The 22450-nt window shown below is 54.8% G+C and carries 24 protein-coding genes and 1 tRNA gene; 19 read left to right on the top strand and 6 right to left on the bottom strand.

Going from position 1 to position 22450, the window contains the following annotated elements:
* The first annotated feature begins 33 nt into the window (after positions 1-33).
* From WBL42_RS04330 to WBL42_RS04365, 8 genes are all read left to right on the top strand, one after another.
* The gene (locus tag WBL42_RS04330; protein WP_424720037.1) at positions 34-720 is read left to right on the top strand and encodes a (5-formylfuran-3-yl)methyl phosphate synthase; all 687 of its coding nucleotides are present in this window, start codon (positions 34-36) and stop codon (positions 718-720) included.
* Positions 721-725: 5 nt separating this feature from the next.
* Positions 726-2195 carry an IMP dehydrogenase gene (gene guaB / locus WBL42_RS04335; protein ID WP_424720038.1) on the top strand — a complete coding sequence of 490 codons (1470 nt, stop codon included), beginning with the start codon at positions 726-728 and terminating at the stop codon, positions 2193-2195.
* A 52-nt stretch (positions 2196-2247) separates the two neighbouring features.
* Positions 2248-2745: a phosphohistidine phosphatase SixA gene (gene sixA / locus WBL42_RS04340; RefSeq protein ID WP_424720039.1), complete on the top strand. Its 498-nt coding sequence runs from the start codon at positions 2248-2250 to the stop codon at positions 2743-2745.
* 79 nt (positions 2746-2824) lie between these two features.
* Positions 2825-3208, top strand: a complete 384-nt coding sequence (locus WBL42_RS04345; protein WP_424720040.1) for a CrcB family protein — start codon at positions 2825-2827, stop codon at positions 3206-3208.
* The gene (gene crcB, locus WBL42_RS04350) at positions 3209-3571 is read left to right on the top strand and encodes a fluoride efflux transporter CrcB (protein WP_424720041.1); all 363 of its coding nucleotides are present in this window, start codon (positions 3209-3211) and stop codon (positions 3569-3571) included.
* A 6-nt stretch (positions 3572-3577) separates the two neighbouring features.
* Positions 3578-3907, top strand: a complete 330-nt coding sequence (locus WBL42_RS04355) for a DUF190 domain-containing protein (protein ID WP_424720042.1) — start codon at positions 3578-3580, stop codon at positions 3905-3907.
* A gap of 300 nt (positions 3908-4207) precedes the next feature.
* Positions 4208-4711, top strand: coding sequence for a peptide-methionine (S)-S-oxide reductase MsrA (gene msrA, locus WBL42_RS04360; RefSeq protein WP_424720043.1), 504 nt, complete (start codon positions 4208-4210; stop codon positions 4709-4711).
* Positions 4712-5142: 431 nt separating this feature from the next.
* Positions 5143-5352 carry a hypothetical protein gene (locus tag WBL42_RS04365; RefSeq protein WP_424720044.1) on the top strand — a complete coding sequence of 70 codons (210 nt, stop codon included), beginning with the start codon at positions 5143-5145 and terminating at the stop codon, positions 5350-5352.
* A gap of 464 nt (positions 5353-5816) precedes the next feature.
* Here WBL42_RS04365 and metG read toward each other — a convergent pair whose 3' ends face one another.
* Complete coding sequence (metG, locus tag WBL42_RS04370) at positions 5817-7805, bottom strand: methionine--tRNA ligase (protein ID WP_424720045.1); 1989 nt, start codon at positions 7803-7805, stop codon at positions 5817-5819.
* Positions 7806-7845: 40 nt separating this feature from the next.
* Here metG and WBL42_RS04375 point away from each other — a divergent pair, with 40 nt between their 5' ends.
* Complete coding sequence (locus WBL42_RS04375; RefSeq protein ID WP_424720046.1) at positions 7846-8637, top strand: hypothetical protein; 792 nt, start codon at positions 7846-7848, stop codon at positions 8635-8637.
* Between the two features lie 79 nt (positions 8638-8716).
* Here the strand turns inward: WBL42_RS04375 and WBL42_RS04380 are convergent, their stop codons facing one another.
* Positions 8717-9214: a hypothetical protein gene (locus WBL42_RS04380; protein ID WP_424720047.1), complete on the bottom strand. Its 498-nt coding sequence runs from the start codon at positions 9212-9214 to the stop codon at positions 8717-8719.
* A gap of 210 nt (positions 9215-9424) precedes the next feature.
* A complete protein-coding gene (locus WBL42_RS04385) occupies positions 9425-10390 on the bottom strand; it encodes a DHH family phosphoesterase (protein WP_424720048.1) in 966 nt (321 codons plus the stop codon).
* 120 nt (positions 10391-10510) lie between these two features.
* Between WBL42_RS04385 and WBL42_RS04390 the strand changes: the two genes are divergently transcribed.
* The 5 genes from WBL42_RS04390 (at position 10511) to WBL42_RS04410 (ending at position 14222) form a co-directional block, all read left to right on the top strand.
* A tRNA-Phe gene (locus WBL42_RS04390) sits at positions 10511-10584 on the top strand.
* Between the two features lie 176 nt (positions 10585-10760).
* Positions 10761-12761: a cation:proton antiporter gene (locus WBL42_RS04395; protein WP_424720049.1), complete on the top strand. Its 2001-nt coding sequence runs from the start codon at positions 10761-10763 to the stop codon at positions 12759-12761.
* A gap of 153 nt (positions 12762-12914) precedes the next feature.
* Entirely contained in the window at positions 12915-13313 is a 399-nt protein-coding gene (locus WBL42_RS04400) for a GerW family sporulation protein (RefSeq protein ID WP_424720050.1), read from the top strand.
* A 16-nt stretch (positions 13314-13329) separates the two neighbouring features.
* On the top strand, positions 13330-14010 hold the full coding sequence (locus WBL42_RS04405; RefSeq protein WP_424720051.1) for a DUF2953 domain-containing protein: 681 nt from the start codon (positions 13330-13332) through the stop codon (positions 14008-14010).
* Positions 14007-14222, top strand: coding sequence for a hypothetical protein (locus tag WBL42_RS04410; RefSeq protein ID WP_424720052.1), 216 nt, complete (start codon positions 14007-14009; stop codon positions 14220-14222). Before WBL42_RS04405 ends, WBL42_RS04410 begins: the two co-directional genes overlap by 4 nt.
* Before the next feature lie 61 nt (positions 14223-14283).
* Here the strand turns inward: WBL42_RS04410 and WBL42_RS04415 are convergent, their stop codons facing one another.
* The 3 genes from WBL42_RS04415 to WBL42_RS04425 form a co-directional block, all read right to left on the bottom strand.
* The gene (locus tag WBL42_RS04415; protein ID WP_424720053.1) at positions 14284-14682 is read right to left on the bottom strand and encodes a nuclear transport factor 2 family protein; all 399 of its coding nucleotides are present in this window, start codon (positions 14680-14682) and stop codon (positions 14284-14286) included.
* Positions 14683-15024: 342 nt separating this feature from the next.
* Entirely contained in the window at positions 15025-15393 is a 369-nt protein-coding gene (locus WBL42_RS04420) for a response regulator (RefSeq protein WP_424720054.1), read from the bottom strand.
* Entirely contained in the window at positions 15383-17173 is a 1791-nt protein-coding gene (locus WBL42_RS04425; protein WP_424720055.1) for a PAS domain S-box protein, read from the bottom strand. Before WBL42_RS04425 ends, WBL42_RS04420 begins: the two co-directional genes overlap by 11 nt.
* Before the next feature lie 188 nt (positions 17174-17361).
* Here WBL42_RS04425 and WBL42_RS04430 point away from each other — a divergent pair, with 188 nt between their 5' ends.
* The 5 genes from WBL42_RS04430 to WBL42_RS04450 form a co-directional block, all read left to right on the top strand.
* Complete coding sequence (locus WBL42_RS04430; RefSeq protein WP_424720056.1) at positions 17362-18045, top strand: 2,5-diamino-6-(ribosylamino)-4(3H)-pyrimidinone 5'-phosphate reductase; 684 nt, start codon at positions 17362-17364, stop codon at positions 18043-18045.
* Positions 18046-18394: 349 nt separating this feature from the next.
* Positions 18395-19573 (top strand): anion transporter, encoded by a 1179-nt coding sequence (locus WBL42_RS04435; RefSeq protein WP_424720061.1) that lies wholly within the window; start codon positions 18395-18397, stop codon positions 19571-19573.
* 491 nt (positions 19574-20064) lie between these two features.
* The gene (locus tag WBL42_RS04440) at positions 20065-20301 is read left to right on the top strand and encodes a hypothetical protein (protein ID WP_424720057.1); all 237 of its coding nucleotides are present in this window, start codon (positions 20065-20067) and stop codon (positions 20299-20301) included.
* Between the two features lie 737 nt (positions 20302-21038).
* The gene (locus WBL42_RS04445) at positions 21039-22115 is read left to right on the top strand and encodes a hypothetical protein (RefSeq protein ID WP_424720058.1); all 1077 of its coding nucleotides are present in this window, start codon (positions 21039-21041) and stop codon (positions 22113-22115) included.
* A gap of 52 nt (positions 22116-22167) precedes the next feature.
* Positions 22168-22450: hypothetical protein (locus WBL42_RS04450; protein WP_424720059.1), on the top strand; the 283-nt coding region annotated here is incomplete at its 3' end.

The following is a 22450-nucleotide window of genomic DNA, read 5'->3' on the forward strand; positions in this document are numbered from 1 at the left end:
AACCACTATTAGTATAAAAGATCATTAAACTTTATGCAATTGTTGGTCAGCCCAAGCTCTATCACCGAGGCAAAAGATTCCACTGCTGCTGACATAATCGATGTGAAGAAACCCTCCGAGGGCTCGCTGGGCGCCAATTTCCCGTGGGTCATACGGGAGATCAAATCGTTTTCCCATAAACCGGTAAGCGCTGCGATCGGTGATTTTGACTTCCGGCCGGGTGGTGCATCGCTCGCTGCTTACGGTGCGGCATGTGCCGGGGCCGATTATGTGAAGATCGGGCTCGCATTTGAAGGCACTGAACAGGCACGGGAAGTGATCAGTGCCGTGGTCAGGGCAGTCAAGGAAGAGTTCCCGAAGAAGTTCGTTGTCATCGCCGCATATTCCGATTACAAGCGCATGCACTCGATATCGCCATTCGATATGGCCCCGATCGCTGCCGAATGCGGGGCTGACTTCGCGATGGTCGATACGGGCATCAAGGACCGGCAGAGCACCTTTGCCTTCATGGATGAGAAGACACTCCGCTCATTTACCGAAACGAACAAGGACCTGGGGCTTGGGACAGCTCTTGCCGGTTCGCTGAAGTTCGAGGACATCGATGCCCTCAAGCGGATCAACCCGGAGATCATCGGTGTCCGGGGCATGGTCTGCGGCGGCGACCGGAACGCAACGGTGCGGGAAGATTTGATCAAGACTGCACTTGCGATGATCAGGTGACTCTTATGTTTGTCGAAAAACTGGACGTACCACTCTCATTAACATTTGACGATGTCCTGCTGGAACCGCTGGCATCCTGGATTGAACCTTCGGAGGCCGATACCCGTTCGCGCTTTTCCAAAAATATCCGGGTCAATATCCCGCTCGTCTCAGCCGCAATGGACACCGTGACCGAAGCGAATATGGCGATCGCCCTCGCCCGGGAGGGTGGTATCGGCGTTATCCACCGGAACATGACTCCCGAGCGGGAACTGCAGGAAGTCATTGCCGTCAAACAGGCCGAAGAACTGATCGAGCGCGATGTGCTGTACGTCGAAGATACTGCTACGGTCTCCGATGCGGAGCGGCTGATGCACCAGTACAGTATCGGCGGGGTACCTGTTGTGGACACGGGAAAGATCATCGGTATTGTCAGCCGGCGGGATGTCAGGGCGATCGTGCAGAAGCGCGGCGATGAGAATATCACCACGATCATGACGAAGAAGCCGATCGTGGCAAACGAGGATATCACCGCGGAGAAAGCGCTCGAGATCATGTATACCAACAAGGTCGAGCGTCTCCCCGTGGTAAACAGGAAAGGAAAACTGCTTGGCATCATCACCATGCAGGACATCCTTGAGAAGCGCCAGTACCCGCTCGCGTCACGGGATGCCAAGGGCAACCTCCGCGTGGCCGCAGCGGTCGGTCCGTTCGATTTCGCCCGTGCAGAACTGCTGGACCAGAACGGTGTCGACGCAATCGTTGTGGACTGCGCCCACGGCCACAACATGAAAGTCGTGGCAGCAGTGAAGGAGATCAAGGGCAGTGTAAAGGCCGACGTGGTGGCGGGGAACATTGCAACCCGGGAGGCTGCCGAAGCGCTCGTTGATGCCGGGGTCGACGGCATCAAGGTAGGTATCGGCCCGGGCTCGATCTGTACTACCCGGATTGTTGCAGGAACGGGTGTCCCCCAGATTACTGCGGTCTCGCAGGTAGCGGATGTGGCACGGCATGCGGATATCCCGATCATCTCGGATGGGGGCATCCGTTTCAGCGGCGACGTGGCAAAGGCAATTGCAGCCGGAGCCGATACGGTGATGATGGGCAGCATGTTTGCCGGTACGGATGAGTCCCCCGGCAAGGTGATCACTATGAAAGGCCGGCGGTACAAGCAGTACCGCGGCATGGGATCGCTCGGGGTCATGAGCACCGGGCAGTCCAGCGACCGGTACTTCCAGAAGAAGGACATCGGGAGCACGAAGTTCGTGCCTGAAGGCGTGGAAGGTGTCACCCCGTATGTCGGCCACGTCGGGGAAGTGATGTACCAGCTCGTGGGCGGGCTCAAGTCCGCTATGGGGTATACCGGTTCAAAGACCATTGCCGATATGCATATCAAAGCCCGGTTTGTCCGCATAACCAATGCAGGCATGACCGAGAGCCACCCGCACAATATCATGATCACGGACGAAGCGCCGAACTACCGGCTCTTCGAATAATCCGGTTCTTTTTTGGCACAATCCTTATCGTTCCCGGGCTTTAAGTCCTCTTGTGGATATTTTCATTTTGCGGCATGGGAAGGCAGAGGATGCCGGGCACAACCTGGCCGATGCCCACCGGAAACTCACAAAGAAAGGGCGTGAGGAGATAGCAGCAGTTGCCGAATGGATGGCCGCGCAGGAATTACGGTTCGATCTCATAGCTGCAAGCCCGCTTGTCCGGGCGCAGGAAACTGCAGCGATTGTTGCGAATACCCTCGGTACACCGGAAAAAATGGAGACCTGGAATATGCTGGTCCCGGGTGGAGACCCGGAGATGATATGCCGGGAAATCGTTAAGCACCCGGAAGATTTTGCGGTCCTGCTTGTCGGCCACGAACCGCATCTCTCATCGCTTATCGCCCGGATAATCTCAGGGAACGAAGGGACCGGCATCGTGATGACAAAAGGGGCGCTGGCAAAGATCCGCAATTTTTCCTGTACGCAACGCCCGTCCGGGGAATTGAACTGGCTGCTTACGGCAAAGCAGATGGCCGGAACCCGCCACTGATCATCCCTCCCGGGCAGAGGAATTTTTCACGAGCATTATGTGCCATCGCGGTCAACACGTACTGTAACGAGAGCCTATCATGTTCTGGAAACCGGCCCGGAGTGCCGAACTGGTCAGTTGCACCCTCATTTTTCTGGGAGGTATGACCGGGTCGGTCCTCAGGTTTGTTGCCGGGGAGATGTTCTCATCCCTGCCCGGGACACTTTTTGTCAATACGCTGGGTTCATTCTTCATGGGCATCTTCATGTACGAATCTATCTATATCGGGCGTTTCAGCAGGCAGGCACGTATGCTGGCGGGTGTCGGGTTCCTTGGGGGATTCACCACGTTCTCCACGCTTGCTGTCATCACCGTCCAGCAGCCCCCTGCAGTATCAGCGGCATACTTTTTCCTGACCCTGGCGTGCGGCCTTGGGGGAATTCTTGCCGGCCGCTCAATCATCGTCCTTGTGAGGAGGCCCTGAATGGAACCCGTGATATTGATTGGGATAGGCGGGGGAGCGGGTTCGGTTGCCCGGTACCTGTGCTCGAAGCTCCAGCCCGTCCGGGGGCTCCCCGCAGGCACGCTCCTTGTCAACGTACTCGGGAGCTTTCTCCTCGGGCTCATCGTCTTTTCCCGGGCGCCACCGGATATCCTGTACTTTGCCGGAGTCGGGATAATGGGAGGATTCACCACGTTCTCGACCTTCAGTTACGAGACCTTCCGCATGCTGGAGGATCGGGATTATTATACGATGCTCCTCAATATCCTCACAAACGGGGGAGGCAGCATTCTCGGCGTGGTGATCGCGCTTTGGATCTGCACGGCCCCCGGCATTCACGGGTGAAATACTATGGACGATGGCGTGCTGTTGCGGATTTACATGGCGGAATCGGCGCTGATCAATAATGAGCTGGGCTACAAGTACCTGGTCAGGTTCTTTCTCCGGAAGGGATTTCCCGGGTGTACGGTTGTGCGGGGGATGTCGGGATTCGGCCACGAACACCTCCTCAAGACCGTGGATGTCTTCCAGCTGTCGCTTGATCTTCCCGTGATCATCGATCTCGTGGACACCCGCGAGCGGATCATGGCAGTGCTCCCGGAAGTCGAGCCCATGATCGTCCATGGGCTTGTGACCCTCCAGGATGTCCGGATGATCCGTAAAGTACCGGAGAAACAATAAGTGCGCCGGGATCTTTCCCCGATTATCTCTATGCGAATTGTTTGAACCTGTATCAGTCTGATTTGTTATCGGGCGTTCAGGCAATACTATTTTTATTCAGTTATTTCTTCGAAGAATTTTACCATCTCATCACCAGTTCATCGCGGGACATTACGCCGGCAGGTTCCGGGCCATTACGTTTTTGCAATGAGCTCCATATTCTTTACAAATACAATTCTGACAAATCGTCCCCATGGACCAAGCCTGTTTTAACCGGTCGGTCCTCACGATTGAAGTGTTCCCACGATAACCACTAGGTACATGGAGATAATCCCCATATATTTGAAAGCAACATTTGCCGCAGGGTGTTTCTGGGATGTCGAGGCAGCATTCCGGAGGCTTGAGGGGATTGTTGAGACCGTGCCCGGCTACACGGGCGGACCAGTACCCGATCCTACCTACGGGCAGGTCAGCGAAGGTACCACCGGCCATGTCGAAGCAGTGGGGATTGTGTATGATCCCGCAGTCATTTCGTACGGGCAACTGCTCGATATGTTCTGGACCATACACGATCCAACCCGGCCGGATGGGCAGGGGGATTATACCGGCCCACAGTACAGGTCCGTGATTTTTTATCATGATGCTGATCAGAAAGGAACTGCCCGTGCATCCCGCAACCAGCTCGCTGCATCGGGAAAATACGGGGACCGTCCCCTTGTCACGGAGATCGTACCTGTGTCCACATTCTGGCCGGCCGAGGAGTGCCACCAGCATTTTTACGAAAAATGTGCCCTTGGCTACTGCACAAGCCGGCAGATCTTTTGAGTGATTCCCGGAAAAACCGTTGCTGGATTTCCCCCGCCCGTGCAACGATATTTTTTGCATTTCACGGGCCGGGTTTTATCAAAATAGTGCCAAAGATCCCAGGGAACTTAAATATCCTTTCCGTTGGAGGGGTTCTTCCATTGAACCTGCAGGTGCGGGAACACTACCTGGACGATTTTACGAATATAAGTGCACTTGCACAAAACCAACTGATCAGAGTGTTCGTCCCGCTGATGGCGGGACAGGTTACACTCGTACCGTATCCGTAAGTACCCGCATCCCGGCCAACGGAGCATCCGTCAGCCCACTTTCCCTGCCGGGTCCTCCCGGAAACCGGATGTGAGGCCTTCAAACGAAAGGAACAAACAGACCGCTGTGCAATAACTCCCGACAGGGAAGGCTTTTGCATCCAGCAGCCAGGAGACAATGCCATGACAACGACCAGCAACCACATCTCCGGAACAGATACCGGACAAGCCCCGCACCACACCCGTGACGGATCGCACCGAAGCACGGATACGCACCCGTGCCGGATGCCGGCAGGCGGATGGCTGAAGGAGGTTGCCACGAGCGAGAACTGGCGCACGACAACGATTGTACTGCGCCACCGCGACCGGGCAGCCGCACCGTCCTCTCATTAATTCCATCCACGGGGGAACCCGCTACCCTGTACCGCACCTGCCGGGCGAGTGCCCGGCATATTTCCTGTTTTGCTAAAAAACAATTTGTTTTTTGCGTGAGCTCGGTCATAAATCAGAAAAATACTCCAGAGAAATAGACATGTTCCCTTATGGTTGACTTGGAGCAAAGAAAAAGGAGGCTCCCCCGCCTCAGGGCCTCTCCGGGACACGGCGGGGCCGGGAGGTTTTACAAATTACTCCCGGTCCGTGATCCGCCGCGGGGGCGCCCCGTCGGGGGCGGCGGCATCCATCGTAACCGGGGGTATGGGGGTTTCAACCCCCGTCATCAAACCTGGAGAGCCCTGTTACCAGAGAAAATCAATAAAATAGTAACATTCCCGAAGGTTTCATTGTCCGGAATTTTCTAAAAGAAAATTATGAGAGGCCAACACTGGGCTCGTATTTCTCCGGGGTTCAAAAAAAAATTACCGGATCTTTGTTCCCGGCTCCACCGTCTTCAGCGGCGTGAGCAGCGATGCCGCATCCCCGGCTGCGAGGATCATGCCGTTGCTCTCGACCCCGAAGATCTTTGCCGGCGCAAGGTTCGTGAGCACGACCACGTTCTGGCCCACGAGCTCCTCGGGCTTGTAGAACTGGGCGATTCCGCTCACGATCTGGCGGGTCTCGCCGCCGATATCTACCTGTAACTTCAGGAGCTTGCTCGACTTCGGGATCGCTTCAGCAGCAAGAACTTTTCCGGTCTTCATCTCAACTTTTGCAAAATCTTCGATTGTTATTGAGGGAGTCTTTTCCATCTTTTTGTTCGCCTCGGCTACGCGCTTGTTGAGCAGGGTCTCGAGCTCTGCTAACTGGGTGTCTTCCATCTTCGTAAAGAGCGGGACGGGTGCCTTGATGCATGCCTCGGGCACCGGGTGGGTGGCATCGCTGACCGGGTGCTTTGCCACGCTGTCGTAGTACCCGAGCTGCTTCCAGCACCGTTCCGCGGTATCGGGCATCACCGGCTCGATGAGGAGCGCAAGGGCCTTGACGATCTGGACTGCGTTCTTAATGACCTGTCCCGCTGCCGTACGATCGGTCTTGATCAATTTCCAGGGCGCATTGGCCTGGATGTAGGAATTGCCAAACGCCGCAAGCGCCATGATCGCGTCTACTGCACCCTTGAACTCGTAGTCCCGCATCAGCTGGTCCACGATCGCCAGGCTTTTCTCTATTTCAGCAGTGATTGCAGGATCGACCGGGCCGGGCGGTATTCCTTCGAACTCCTTCTGGGCAAAGAAGAGCGTACGGTAGACAAAGTTACCAAAAATATTGACAACCTCGTTGTTGATCCGCTCGCCAAAGACCTTCCACGAGAAGTTCAGTTCCTTGGTGTGGCTCGTGTACGAGAGGAGGTAATACCGGAGGTAATCTGCAGGCAGGCCCTTATCGAGATAGTCGTCATTCGTCCAGACCACATAGCCCCGGGACTTGGAGAACTTGTGGTCATCGACTTTCACCATCCCGCTCGCCACGATTGCATGGGGGACGCCGTAGCCGGCTCCCTTCAGGAGCGCCGGCCAGAAGATCGAGTGGTGGTAGATGATGTCGCCGCCGATGAAATGCGTGACCCGGTTCTCGCCGCACCAGTAGCGCTTCCAGTCCTTACCGGTCTTCTTTGCCCATTCTTCAGTGAACGCGATGTACCCGATCGGGGCGTCGACCCAGACATAGACCACGAGGTCGTCGCGGCCCGGGAACTTTACGCCCCATTCGAGCGTCCGGGTGATGCACCAGTCATGGAGCTCGTCTTTGATCCAGCCAATCGCGTAGTTCTTCGCATTGCTCGTGCCCCGGACCTTATCGAGGAATGGCAGGAGGAAGTCCTTGAATTCCGAGAGCCTGAAGAAGTAGTGCTCCTGGTCCCGGAACTCCGCCTTCGTGCCGCAGACCTTGCAGACCGGATCCTTAATCTCGCCCGGCTCGAGATGTTTTCCGCACCCCTGGTCGCACTCGTCGCCCCGGGCGGGGGTGCCGCAATGAGGGCAGATCCCTTCCACGTACCGGTCCGGCAGGAACCGTTTGCATTTCGTGCAGTAGGCCTGGTGCACGATCTGCTTGTAAATGTAGCCGTTCTTCTCGAGTTCTGAGACAATCGCCCGGGTCCGGTGATGAGTGGCCGGGTCATCGGTCATGCCGAACCGGTCGAACATGACGCCCATCCGTTTGAATGTCTCATCGAAATGCTTGTGGTAACGTTCCGAGAGCGCCCGTGGAGAGATACCGGATTCCTCTGCCGAGACCACGATCGGTGTCCCGTGATTGTCCGAACCGCAGACGAAGACCACCTCTTCGCCCGCCCGCCGCATATAGCGGACGTACGCATCGGCAGGAACGTACGTTCGCAAATGACCTAAATGGCAGGGACCGTTGGTGTACGGCAGCCCGCAGGTAACCAGCAGCGGTGGTGTATTCATCAGTACTTTTTAGATGCTTATGAGTAATAAGATCTCTACTATGGTAAAACGGCTGAAACTGGCAACGCGGGGGTTCGGGGCTGAGCCGGGCAGGCCGGATGTGTCCGCACTCGCGGCCTGGATTGCAGAACACCGGGGCAGGACTGCGGATATTGTCACCTACCTGCTCGACCAGTCGCTCGCCCCGCAGGTTTCAGCAGGGATCGGGATTCCCTGTGCCGGCGGGAAATTCTATGACCGGCGTATACGGGACTGCCTCCACGGCGTCTGCGACGGCCGGATCACGGACGAACTCGGTCTCGACCCGGCCCCGGTTATCGAGGATGCAGCCGGCATTGTCGTGCAGAAGAAAGGGGCCTGGTGCGCCCTCACGGCACCCCATGATCTGGACATTAATGACCGGTATTACCTTGATGAGGACGAGCACAAGGACGCGATCCATTCCATATACACCGACCTCATGCGTACCATGCGGGACACCGGGGTTGCGGGGCATGTCCTGATCGCGGAATCGATGGATGAACGGGAAGTACAGGCACTGGCCCGGAAAAATGTCTTCTTCTTCCAGTCCGCTCCCACGAGGCAGGACCTTGCGGTCCTCCTTGAGCGCCAGCGGCAGGTTGCGATTACGAAGGAGATGCTCCCGACGCTCTTTGAGCTGAAGGGCGAATATGATTTTTCACGGATCATTCTCATCGACCCTGACCGGGGGTCGGTGCATCTCGCTCTAGCCCACCTGGATCCGGACCAGATCAGTGCCGGCGGATATTGTAAACGGGACTGCGGGGAGTACTGGAATAACCTGGTCGCGTCAGCAGTATACGAGCGCTGATCTTTTTTCGCGGGCAACCCCGGGGTTCACGAACTCAAAGGGACAAAAAAAGGATTATGCCGTTCGATGTATACCGGGATTACGACAACTGGTGGGTCACCGGGGGAATACGGATCAGGTCATAATAGTTTACGGTGTACCCATCCGGAAACGTGATGGTCGTTACTGACGGGGAAAAATCCGGGGAGATCAGCGGGGCAAACCAGTAGGAGCTGAGTACTTTCTTGGCGCGTTCGAACGAGAGCGACGGGGTTGTTAACGTGGACACGCCGCCGGTGGTTGTCACGGATGCAAAGGAGGGGATCGTGATCTGGGCCGATGAACTGGTTACCCGGGTGACGGTTACCGGATGAGAACTGGCACTGTTGAATGCGGACTGGAGTTCCGTGGCAGGATCTGCGATCCGGAAGAATACCGCAGTCTGCTCTACAAAGGAGAGATCATAGTTCATGTCCACCTGGGCATCGCCATTTCCCGCTACGGTGATGCTGAGGGATTTCATGGTAAAGGCAGATGCCGGCATCACTGCACATGCCAAAACGATGAGACCGACAATAACGAGGTACACATTTTTCATGGTGACTGGTATTGGATGAAGGTAGTTAAAAGATTGGTGGATAGCCGGAGTTATGATCTATTCTGCCGGGATTCCCCACGAAAACGGATGACATTCGGGCACGGCCGGCGATCCCTGGAGTCATATGAGAGGGATACACCGAGGGGACATGGATCAGGAAATTTTCATTCCGGGTAAAAGTCCGCAAAAAGGGACGGGTAATTATCCGGCTTAAAGCCCTTCAGCAATCCGGACAAATTCCTCGAAGTGCCGGCTCTTCCTGAAAAGCCACCACGTAAACCGTTCCACTACGGTAAAACTGAAGGAGCCGCCCGCGGCATTCGGGTGGCCCCCGCCGCCAAATTCACGTGCGATAAGGTGGCTGATCGGCGGCACGGAGCGCAGGGAAAATTTCCCGTCCTTTCCGATGATGACTTCGATGTCGGTCTTCTTTTCGTCCCGGATGAAATGTGCCGTCTCGCTCGGGTAGCCGTAGAGCGGGGCAAAGGCGATCCGGTATTTCTTCCCGGTAATCGTCGCATGCTTCAGGCTCCGGCGCATCATCGCATACATCTCTGACTTGATCTCTGCGTACTCCTTTTCGATCAGCTCGTCACTGAACACGCCCTGTACAAGGCAGTCCCTGACATGGTCCCGGTTTTTCCTGCGCTGGAGCACCTGCCCGAGTATTGCGGAGCGGGGGTCCGCATGTTTCCAGAGATCGTAATCGCAGACCACGCGGGCAACCTCCCCGGCAACAGGATTGTCCGGCATGAGATCGCGGGCTACGATGCCGGTACCGCAGGTGGAGGTATCTACCCGGAGAAGAGTAACTTCTTTTTCCACGTTCCGGATCTCTTCGTCCCGCCACCGGTGGTGATCGCGCCATTCCACGACCCAGCCGTTTACCCGGGCCTTGCGCGCCACATCCTCAAGATCGTGGTGGTACCCGAGGTCAGAGATCGATAGCAGGTCACCATTGCCCTCGCAGGCTGCGACCAGTGAGAAGAGCATGGAGAATTTCCCCACGGAACTCCAGATGGTAAAGACCCCGTCGGTACCGTATTTCATGCGATGGACTGCATCAGCCCCCACGGCATCCAGGTCATTATGGGTCAGGTGGACAACATGCGCTGTGCGGCTTTTCACTGCGCTGGCAAGACCTGAGTCCTCGCTGTTTTTCCCCGGGAGCGACATTGGTTAATACTGTCATTCCCGGCGTATAAAAAAGAGCGGTCGGGGCCGCGATTGCCGGGAGGGGTACCGGGCCGGGGAACAGATCATTTATTAGTCAAAAGTGACAACATTTGTACTCCTGCCCTAGTAGCTCAGCTTGGGAGAGCGCTAGACTGAAGATCTAGTTGTCGCCTGTTCAAATCAGGCCTGGGGCACTCTTGTTTTCTTTTACTCATCTCCGCATACTGGTACAGGACCAGACAGATCAGAAAGGCCAGAAAATGTATCATATCGTCATCGATTTGAAGGATTTTGTTTTTCCGGTACGGCATCACCCGCGAAAGCCGTTCCGGACCAGTCCGGTCGGGCGGGTCCCGGGAAGTGAGGCATAATGGACTTCATGCTTGCACTCGTCAGCATCGTTACGCTTTCGATAGTGCTCCTCTATATCTGCCAGCTCTTCAGGATACCAAGTATCGTAAGTTTCCTCGTCATAGGCATGCTGGCGGGGCCCTACGGGTTTGCCATCATTGCCGACCAGTCCTTAATCGATACCTTCGGCGAGGTAGGCATCATCCTCCTGCTCTTCACGATCGGCCTTGAATTTTCTTTTGAAAAACTGCTCAGGTCCTGGCGGATCGTAATTATCGGAGGCCTGCTCCAGCTCTGTACCACGATCGTCGCCATTACGTTCGTTGCCTACGCCCTTCATGTCCCGTTCAGGGGCGCGATGTTCTTCGGTTTCATAATCTCCCTCTCCAGCACGGCGATTGTCATGAAGATCCTCCAGGAGCGCAGGGAAGTTGATACCCTGCAGGGCAGGACGCTGCTTGGGATCCTCCTCTTCCAGGATCTGGCAATTATCCCGATGATCCTCATCATCCCGCTGTTCATGGGCACCAGCGGCCCTGACCTGAACGATCTTCCCCTCCAGGTGGGGAAAGTGGCTGCCATCCTGCTGGTCGTCATCGTCCTTGCCCGCTGGGTTATCCCGGCACTCCTGTACCGGGTCACCCGCCAGAAGAGCCGCGAGCTCTTTTTCGTTACGATTGCCGGTATCTGCATCATCGTTGCGTGGCTCACTAACCTTGCGGGACTCTCACTCACCCTTGGGGCATTTGTTGCCGGTTTGATTATCGGGGAATCCGATTACAATATAGACGCCCTCAGCCACATCATCCCGTTCCGGGATGTATTTGCCAGCGTATTCTTCCTCTCGATCGGTATGCTGCTCAATACGAAGAGCATCCTTGGGGACCCGGCGTTTATCATGCTCATCCTGCTGATCGTCACCCTCATCATCGGCACCAAGATCCTGACCGGGGTCTTTGCTGCTGCCGTGCTGGGCATGCCGGCACGGATCTGTATCTTTACCGGTTTTGCCCTCTGCCAGGTAGGGGAATTTTCGTTCGTGCTTGCAAAGACCGGGCTGGATGCCAAATTCATACCTGACCAGGTGTACCAGATCTTCTTAGCATCCGCGATCATTACCATGGCACTGACACCGTTTGCCATGAATGCGGCACCGCGGGCAGTTGAAATGTTCTACCGGGTAATGCCGGGCCGGGCTTCACGGGACATACGCAAAAGTCTTCCCGGTACAGAACCGGGGGAGGCGCCTGTCGATCATATTATCATCGCAGGATACGGGATCACCGGCAGGAGCGTGGCAAGGGCGGCAGAGATCACCGGCATTCCCTACAAGGTGATCGAACTGAACCCGGATATTATCCGCCGGGAAAAGACTGCCCGCCGGCCATTCTTCATATTCGGGGATGCGGTCCAGGAAGAGATCCTCGAGTATGCCGGGATCCGGGATGCCAGGGCCCTCGTGGTGGTTGTCTCAGAGCAGGAAGCGATTCCCCGGATTGTCCACAAGGCCCGCCAGCTTGCGCCGGATATCTATATTATCGCGCGGACGCAGCATATCCGTCATTCCCAGTACCTGCTGGACCTCGGTGCTGATGAAGTCGTATCCGAGGAGTTCGAGGCTGCGCGGGAGATCTTCACCCGTGCCCTGAAAAAATACCACCTGCCGGAGACCGAGATTGCAAAGATCGTCGGAAAACTCCAGAGCTGGGGGTATGCCAAGTTCGTGAAAAATGCCGATACCGGCCGGACAATACAGGGTATGGATACGGTCCTCCTCTCCCTGCGCATCCATATGCTTACGGTTGAGCCGAATTCCGCGGCGGAAGGAAAGGCCATTGCCGACCTGTGCCTGAAAGAGAACTTTGGTATCAGCGAGTACGGCCTCCGCCATGAAAACACGACTGTTTTCAGGCCGGACGGGAATACCCGCCTCCGCGCCGGGGATGCCCTCATCGTCTTCACCACGGACCAGACTGCCGGGGAACTCTCACCCCGCTTCTCCGGTAAGCAGGAGGGCTAGGCCCGGGCCAGCAGGTTAACTGCCTGCGCCAAAAAATAAGATCGATCTCCGTGCCTGCATGCGATTTTCTGTCGCCATAACGATCGATCAGCCGGTCTTTTGTGGCCGTATTAAAATAGGGGAAACGCGATAATGTTCAACCGGTGAATTCTCGTGTCAAACGAACAGATGCTCAAAGAGACCGCATCCGGGCTGAAAGATTTCCTTTCCTCGAAGAACGTGATGGGCGATCCGATGGATTTCGGGGACAAACTGGTTATCCCTGTTACGCGGTTCGGGTTCGGGTTCGGTGCCGGCGGCAACCACATGAAAGATGGCGGTGGCCAGGGCGCCGGCGCGGGTGGCGGGATTGAACCCGTGGCACTCATTATCCTCCATAAAGATGTCAGGGGGCCGGAAGGTGTACAGGTAATGTCACTCAAAAAGGACAGCCAGATCGCACAAGTAATTTCGGCACTCAGCGAATCGATGGCACCGCAGCTTATCGATGCGATTAAAACGATGACCCGGAACAAGGCTTCGGAAGCGCCTGATAAGAAAGAAGATCTCTGATTTCCCCCTCTTTTTTATGGATGAACTCCTCATACCGGTCTTTGTTCTCGCTTCCATCATTGTCCCCCTCCTTGCCCTGGCTCTCATTCTCTACGCAGTTCCCGTGAGGGTCACCTTCAGGCTGGTTTTCCGGGATGGCCACCAGGAACCGGCGCTGGCAGTTTCGTGGAGCGTGTTTGGTATCCGGACATCCCACGCGGAAGGCATGACGGTAACTGATGTGCTTGTTGCGAACCATGCGGTATTTTCCCGGACGGGATCTATGCAGACCCGGGGTACGAGGCATATACCGGATCAGCCGGCAGGATTGGCCGGGACTCCGGATGCCGGGGAGATTGTCCATATCATGCAGGGAATAATGGAGCTGGCCGGATCGTTTGGTCCCGTATTCTGGCGCGAGTGCCGGTTTGAGGAGGCCCGCGGCCGGGTGACCCTGGGTCTTGGGGACCCGGTACTGACCGGGGAATGCTGCGGGATGTACTGGGCATCCCGGTTTATTCTCGAAGCCTCCCGGATCTACCTTGAACTGGAGCCGGTCTTTGACCGGGAGATCCTCGAACTGGACATCACGGCGAAGATGAAAGTCCGCCGTCCCCTTCGTATCCTGATCGCAGGAGTACAGCTGGCCCGGCACCCGGCGATACAGGAGGCTATGAGGGTTATGAAACGACAGTCACGGAGAGTGCCTGTCTTATGACTGCTGAGATCCGGATGCAGGAGCCGCTGGTGATCGGGAACCGCACTATTATCCCGGTTGTCAGTGACGTGTCACTTTCTCATGAACAGGGCATGATGGCATCCGTCCGCCCGCTGGCGCTTCTCATTGGAGAGGACGGGAAATGGGGCATTGTGCTGCTGGAAGGGGATTCCGTAGTGGCACTGCTGGAAAAGATCGTCCTGCCGACCTGAACGGGCCGGATCTCCCGGGTCGATAATCCCGATCCCGTTTCCCGGGGATACCTGCATCCGGTCAGGTCGCAGGACTGATCTGCCAGAGGGCAAGGCGGTACTGGTTGTTATTTAGCGTATAGGTCGCAGTCACGTTGAACGTACCTTCGGTTTTCCTGCCGTCCACAGTCAGCGCCTCGTGACACCGGTAACTGATAACCGCGGTATTGTCCGGGAGTTCGCGGATAACCGGCTCTTCCATAGTAAACCCATGCAGGGTAAGTGACGGAAAGAGCCGGTCGAGCAGCTCCTCTTTGCCAAACCTGCCAAGACTGTTGATCTCCACGAAGCCCGGTGCAAGCAGGGCCTCAAGCGCCTGCCGGTCTTTCCGGAGCCATGCATCGGCCCGGGCATGTTCCCGCGCGATCAGTATCGTCCTGAGGTGCCCAGGATCCCGTGATGCAGCATTCCGGCCGGCCAAGAAGGATCGCTCCGGTTATTCCCTCTCTCCCTGCTCTTATATACTATTCTCCGGCAGGGACCAATAACGAACACGAATTTTTCACGCACTTTTCACGTATATCCCATTAAAAAAGTGCTCTGTAGAAATCATTTTTTTTCAAAGAGACGATGTTCCCTCTTGCGCCACCAGTCCCCCGCGGGGGACGGGGCGCAGTGCGATGACCCGGGTCAAATGGCAGGTAATACGTAGTCATCGCAACCGGGGAATGCCGTAGCGGCGGGGGCAAAGCCCAAACGAGCGTCAGCAATTATGAGGTTTTCTACACACCTAAAAAAGAATGAACGTAGTGCCGGAGCGGCATCATTTCGCGAGGAATTTTTCAATCCCGGATTTGAGTTCTACGATCGAGACCGGCTTCTGCAGGACGCCCAAGTAGGGATCCCGCAGCAGGGCAATCTTCTCCTCTACCGCAGGAGACGCGGTAAACAGGATTACGGGCAATTCCCGGATATTATATTCCGATCGGAGCTTTTCTAAGAATTCCCATCCGTTCATGGGGGTCATCATGATGTCAAGGAGGATAAGGGACGGGGGATCGCGCTGCACACGTTCGAGTGCGTCCATCACGTCAGGTACAAGGATCGGCTCATACCCGATACGGCGAAGGAGGATCTCCATCATCTCAAGGATCGGTTGGTCGTCTTCTACTAGCATGATCTTATGAGTCATGAGGCAGCTCCTTTGGAAGATGGATGGTAAATGTACTCCCCGCGTTGACCGCACTCTCCACGGTGATATCCCCCCCGTGCATCTGGACAACCTTTTTGGCAATGGAAAGGGAAATCCCGAGACGATCGTATTTGCGGGAGAGGACTGCGGCATCCGCAAGCTGGAACGGCTCGAAGATTGAGCTGATCTGGTTCCTGGAGATGCCGATACCATTGTCCTGCACAGATATCAGGTGTTCTGTTCCATTGACTCCGGAACGGTAAAAGATTCCGATTTTTCGCGGAGGCTTGGAATAATTGATTGCATTGGAAATGATGGAATCGGTAACACTGTAAATCCGTTCGGCATCTGCAGTCAATTCGACCGACTCGTCAATATCGACCGTTATTTCCGCTTTTGTCATATATCCGCCCGCGTCGATCACTTTTTTCACAAGGGGCGACAGGGAAAATGTCGAAGTGGACAACTGCAGTTTCCCGCTTTCCAAGACAGAGAGATCGAGCATCTGGTTGATGATCTGGCGTTCACGATCAACGCTGACAAGACACCGTTCAAGGATCTTCCTGGTATCATTGATGATGCCAAATCCCGAGGGGTCCGAGATGAGCAGGTTGAGATATCCCAGGATCGGCTGGAGCGGGGTACGCAATTCGTGGGCAACCGTAATGAGAATTCCCCTCCGGCGTTCATTGTCCTGGTGGATCTTGTCCTCGAGCCGCTGTTTTTCCGAGATATCGACGATATTGATGAGTACTGCCCCGGCATCCATATGCCGGATGGGCGTTGTGTAGAGCGCCCCGATCCGCATCCCGCCGGTCTTTGTTACGAACCGGAACTCTTCGTCGTCCGAGACCGGCATCCTCTGGTTCCACTTCGTGGAGAAGGAAACGAAGAGCTCCCGATCGAGCGGATCGATGAAGATGTCGAGCGTTTTACCCGTGATCTCTGCAAGCCCGTAACCGGAAAAAGCCATGAAGGAAGGATTGGCATACCGGATAAGACCGTTCTGGACGATGAGAATGCTGGTAGGTGAGTGTTCCGTCAGCTGCCGGTATTTCATCATGTTGTCATTGTTCAGTTTCTCCGCGAGTTTGCGGGCATTGATATTCATCACCGAACAACTGACCGTCTTTTCGTCAATGCTGCTCCAGGACAGGTTGACCCAGCATGCATCGCCGGCTTTTGAGGCAAACCGCGTTTCAAAATCCGATGCGGTCCGTTCTTTTTCAATGCGTTCCAGGAACCGGCTTTTCTCCCTGGGGGTCAGCAGCAGGTCCAGGAAAGATTTTTGCGCGATCTCCTCCGTAGCGTAATTGAGCATGCCGGCAAACTTGTCGTTGATCTGCCAGATGGAGAAGGTGGTCTTGTCGAAAAGGACGATCCCCAGCTGGGAGTGCTCGAAAACGGTCCGGTAACGGGCTTCTCCGGCCTGGATCCGATCGATGAAATAGGCGATGATGACTGCGATCAGGACAAAGAGAATCGCTTCCGTGGTGACACCTACCATGGCCACGGAATCCGGATAACTGTAATAATAGCCGATTGCCTGGAACGCGATACCGCAGATCCCTGCAACAAGGAGCCCGCGCTTCGGGAAACAATAAGCTGCATAAACGATGGGTATGAAAAACAGCTGGTAGTTGATCATACTGAACAATCGGGAAAAAGAGATGGCCGTAATAAGCATGCAGGAGACGGCAAGTGAGATAATGACACAGATCCTCACCAGGTCCGTCTCTGCAATGGAATAACGATAGATACGGATGGTTTTTTCGGCCATGTCTGCGTTTGACGAATTTGGCGTTCTTTTTATTTTAAGGTACACTATGGACAAAAGTTTCCGTTATACCGGTTATTCATGGGCCGGTGGAGGGAGAGGCCGGTTATGACCGCTGGATGGTTTCACGGAGGGCGTTCAGGATTATTTCAGTGGGTTGATATAATTGGCAAATCAACCAACGATCGTACATGCGACCCCATATTATTGTCAATGTCGCGATGAGTGCTGATGGCAAACTCTCGACCCGTGAACGCCGGCAGGTGAAGATCTCCGGTACGCAGGATTTTAACCGCGTCGACCGGCTCAAGGCCGGCAGCGATGCGGTGATGGTCGGGATCGGGACGGTTCTTGCCGATGACCCGTCGCTGACCGTCAAAGCTGAAGAATGCCGGAACAACCGGATACAGCGTGGGACGGACGAGCAACCGATCCGGATTGTTGTCGACAGCCGGGCGCGTATTTCTCCCGATGCATCGGTCTTCCGCAAGGGCAGCGGGAAGCGGGTGGTTGCAGTTTCACGGAAGGCCAATCCAAAAAAGGTGGAGCAGCTTAAAAAACTGGCTACCGTGATCATTGCGGGAGAAGATACGGTGGACCTGCTGCAGCTCATGGAGGAGCTCGGCGATATGGGTATCCAGCGGATCATGGTCGAAGGCGGGGGAACATTGATCGCGGGACTCATTGAGCAGGGGCTTGTCGATGAGATCTACAGTTATATCGGCAATATCATCATCGGGGGCAGGAATGCCCCGACCCTTGCCGACGGGGAAGGGTTCATCAGCGAGTCCGATTTCAGCCGCCTCACCCTGCTGGAATACCGGAAGATCGAGACCGGGATCCTTCTCCACTGGAACGTGGAACACCCGCAGTGACAAAAGAGGGATTTTTCAGCCCGGAGAAATCATCTGAAGAAATTGCTCTGTAGAAATCATTTTTTTTTCGAAGAGACGATGCCCCCCCGCATGTTGCCTCCCCCTCTTGGGAAAGAGGGGGTCACCCTCGTAGCTCCCCCAGAGAATAACCGGGTGATGGGAAAATAAGGAATTCTCCAGAACCGGTTTCTCCTTTTTTGCGGGATTCAATCGGGATACAAAGGACCGGGTTCTGCTTCCATCCCGCACCGGGAAGCCAATACTCATCTTTTGGGAAGGATAACCGGGATATACGTACCTTCCCGTCATAGTACTTGCAGCAGTCTTCCTCCTCATCGCGGTCCGGCAGATCGGCAGGTTCCACCTGAAAATATGGCAGATCATGCTCGGTGGAGCGCTTGCAGTACTCCTGACCGGGCAGATCGCTCCTGCCGATGCATTCCACGCTGTCGATGCGGATGTGATGATCTTCCTCTTTGGCATGTTCGTGGTCGGGGAGGCGCTGGTGTCGGGCGGGTACCTGTCCTGCATTGCCCACAGGTTCTTTGCCGGGGTGAAAAACCCCGACCGGCTCGTCCTGTGTATTCTCTTTGGCGCCGGGATCCTCTCGGCCCTGCTGATGAACGATACGCTTGCGGTGATCGGCACGCCGCTGGTGCTTGCCCTTGCAGCAGGCCGCCGCATCTCCAAAAAACTGCTCCTGCTCACGCTCGCCTTTGCGATCACGACCGGCAGCGTCATGAGCCCGATCGGGAACCCGCAGAACCTGCTCATTGCCCTGCATTCCGGCATGGCATCGCCGTTCATTACGTTCGCCGTGTACCTGGCCGTGCCGACCCTTGCCTGCCTCGGCATCACCTATGGCGTGCTGCGCTGGACCTGTCGCGATGATTTCCAGCCCCGGGGATGGGAAGAGCAGCCGGCTCCCGCCTGCGATGCGCGGAAGATGATCCCGGCACAGGTCGCGCTCGCCGTCATCCTTGTGCTGACACTGGCAAATGTCGTTGCATCGCTCGTTACCGTGACCATGCCGGTATCCCTGCCGCTGATCGCGATCGGTGCCGCCCTGCCGGTGCTGATCCTGTCGGAGGACCGGACCGCCATCCTCCGGTCGATCGACTGGTGCACGCTCGTCTTCTTTGCCGCGATGTTCGTTCTCATGGCAAGCGTCTGGCAGACCGGGTTCTTCCAGTCCATGGCCACAGACGGGATGTTCACCTCGGTTCCTGCACTGCTCGGCACCAGTGTCGTCATCAGCCAGTTCATTTCCAATGTCCCGTTCGTTGCCCTCTTCCAGCCGCTCGTGCAGCAGGCCGGCAGCGGTACCGCACGGCTCATGGCGCTTGCGGCCGGCAGCACGATCGCCGGCAACCTCACGATCCTGGGTGCGGCAAGCAACGTGATCATCATCCAGAACGCGGAGAAGCAGGGGGAGACCCTGACATTTTTTGAATTCCTGAAAGTCGGGCTGCCCCTGACTATTATCCAGATTGTGATCTTTGCCGGGTGGCTGGCGGTTGTGGGGTGAGAGGAAGGAGAGCAGCGGCTCACGAACCTGGATCTGCCGTGTGAGAGCTGCCAGGCAGCCTGTATATCCATTTCCGGTTCACAGGGATCGGGCGGGGCATTATGACGATGGAATCCTCTTGAAATGTGGGCATCGCATTCAGTCAGATGAGGGCACCGGGCGCAGTCTGCGATCGTTTTGAGCGTCGTGGTAAGAGAAACGTTGTTCTTTCCTTCCGGTCCGGTTAATAAAGTGGGAATATACCCGTCCGGTTTAATTTACCGGAAATCCGGATTAGATGAACTCCGGAGTACTACGAATCCGGCTGAGCCGTGGGGTGCCGGGGCGGACGGGCCTTAAGCTTGTGCCTGCAAGGGGCAGCCGGAAACCGGGGAGTGCGGGGCGTCTGGCACCAGCCGATGATCACGCAGCAGGCCGGGGAACCGGGGGGGGGGAAAATTTGTCCTGCCTCTGCAGTTCCATCAAAATGCCTTTGTAGGGTAACAGCGATTATGGTACAAGGGCATCTTATGGGAAGCGAAGCAGTATCCCTCAATACGGTTCTGGAATATGTCGATAAACTCGACATCGAGGACCAGCAATACATCCAGGAGATTATCCAGCGCAGGCTTATCGACGCAAAACGTTCGGCCATTGTACACCGTGCAAAGGAAGCGAAAGACAGTGTCCGGAAAAACAAGAGCCGAAGCGGAACGGCAAAAGATCTCCTGGTGGATCTGAATGGTTGAACTCATCTGGGATGATAAGTTCAAAAAGATCTACAGGAAATGGTCCCACCGGCACCCGGAACTGAAAGAGTAATTTGCCAAAAAGATCGTTCTGTTCGAAGATGATCCGTTTCATCCTTCCCTGAAAACCCATACCCTGAGCGGCGTCCTGAAAGGTCTCTGGTCGTTCCGGATCACCTACGAGCATCGCCTGTCTTCGATTTTATTGATGAAAGCCGGACCCGGGTTGTATTGATCGATATCGGCGCACACGAAGAAGTGTACTAGATCTCTTTTTTCAAACGAAGATGAGAACCTGGCCGGTGATCGCGGGGCGGTCTCGGCATCAGCCGGTGATCGCAGGAAGTCAACAAATCCAGATAATTCAATTCGTGTTTTGCAGGCCGGCGCTTTTCCGCTTTTTCAGTTCCTGACCTGTAGATGACTGCGTTAGAAAGAATAAATACCACGAATATAAATCGCTCATTGTGGACAGCCGGGGGTTGTTCCACAGAAGAGGAGGACGGGTCCACCAAGCGACGAACTTCGTTGGACCCGGTCCCGCCCGTAGGCATGAGAACACCATCTTCTGTCCTAATGAAGATTTCCCGTGCCTTGCGAGCGTAGCGTATGAAAAAGGAGTTGAAAAAAGTATGAACCTACGCAAAGTGAGCATCGTCCTGCTGGCACTATTGCTGGCAGCGATGGCGATGGTACCGCTGGTGAGTGCGACGAGCGCTCAAAACATTCCGGATAAGATGATCCGGGTTGATCCAAAAACTGATACGCAAGGATTTGTGGCAGTAGATGTCATCAATATCGATCATTCGATAAAAGATGCGACACCGTATTATTACCTGCTTGTTCTCAGCAAAGAAGGAAAACAGAATTATCTGAGAGATCTCGATACGGTCAGTTCCGTGGAAGATGTAACAACGCAGAATTCCACCGCGTATAAAGCAGAACTGACCAGGGAACTGAAGGCACTCTGGGATAAGTATCCTGTCATCTCTGAAACATCAAACGGGGATTTGGGATATCCATCTTATGGAGGGACAATTACAACGATGAAATTTTCACCTTTGGTGAAAGGTGCTCGTTTATCAGATGAAGAAAACAAACTCCTCGAGACAATCCAGTCTCTTATGAAAAAATCGTATGAACAGAAACTTGCTGATACGGTATCTCCCATGTGGGCCGGATCACCGTCCCATGCAAATATCAGTTATTGGGCGGCCTACAAAGAATCATTCCCTCAGCCAAATACCGTAGCTGCCAGTGCCCCAGTTCCTGATACATGGCCCTCGGTATTACCAGAACCGTTTGCAACATTATACCGGTCAATTAACCATTATTATAATCCGAACAATGGAGTCGGGAATGCACCAGGCCAGACAGCCACGTATATTAACGCAGCCAACTCGCAATATAAAGTCCAGTATTATACCCAGGCAGCGACGGATCTCGGATATGCATCGCATTTTCTCGAGGATGTAGGAAACCCGATGCATACCGGGAGAGAGACGGATCAATACAGCAATCCCTGGGTACATTTCAATTACGAGAGTTATGTTGCCAACCGGTGGTACTCCAGTAATTTTGACTATGTTGTAAAAAATAACAACAATTATTATTGGTATACGGACTGGGCTCAGGGCACAAAGGACCTTGCCACATATTCAAACGGTTACCTTGATACCATATATACGAAAGTGTACAATAAAGGCCAGACCAACCTTGCCCAGGATTCCAGTATCGATGCTATTTCCCAGAACCTGATACAAATGACGGCAAAATATACGAATGGGTTAGCCCTGTATGCAAGGATCGGGTAATAATAATTCCCGACCAACGTATTTTTTTTTAGTAAACGATGAGGTAAGATATATGAAAAAAACCAGTTATATTATTCTCATTATCTGTTTTTTTATTATCTTCACTCTGGTTACCGGGTGCATTGAAAGTTCTTTTAAAAAAACCGATATGGTTTTAGTGAAACTGGACCGTGCCAAAAACATTCAGTGGACTGCCGTGATTGACAATAATGACTATGCGACATCTCAATCGCTTGCACCTTCTTCCAGTCAATATATCCAGACTTCAGACAAGGGGTTTTTCATTGCAGGTTTCTTTTTCAATAGTTCCGGGGGACATAGTCTCAGGATTCTTA

The sequence above is a fragment of the Methanoregula sp. genome, assembly GCF_049686655.1.
Classification (GTDB): domain Archaea; phylum Halobacteriota; class Methanomicrobia; order Methanomicrobiales; family Methanospirillaceae; genus Methanoregula.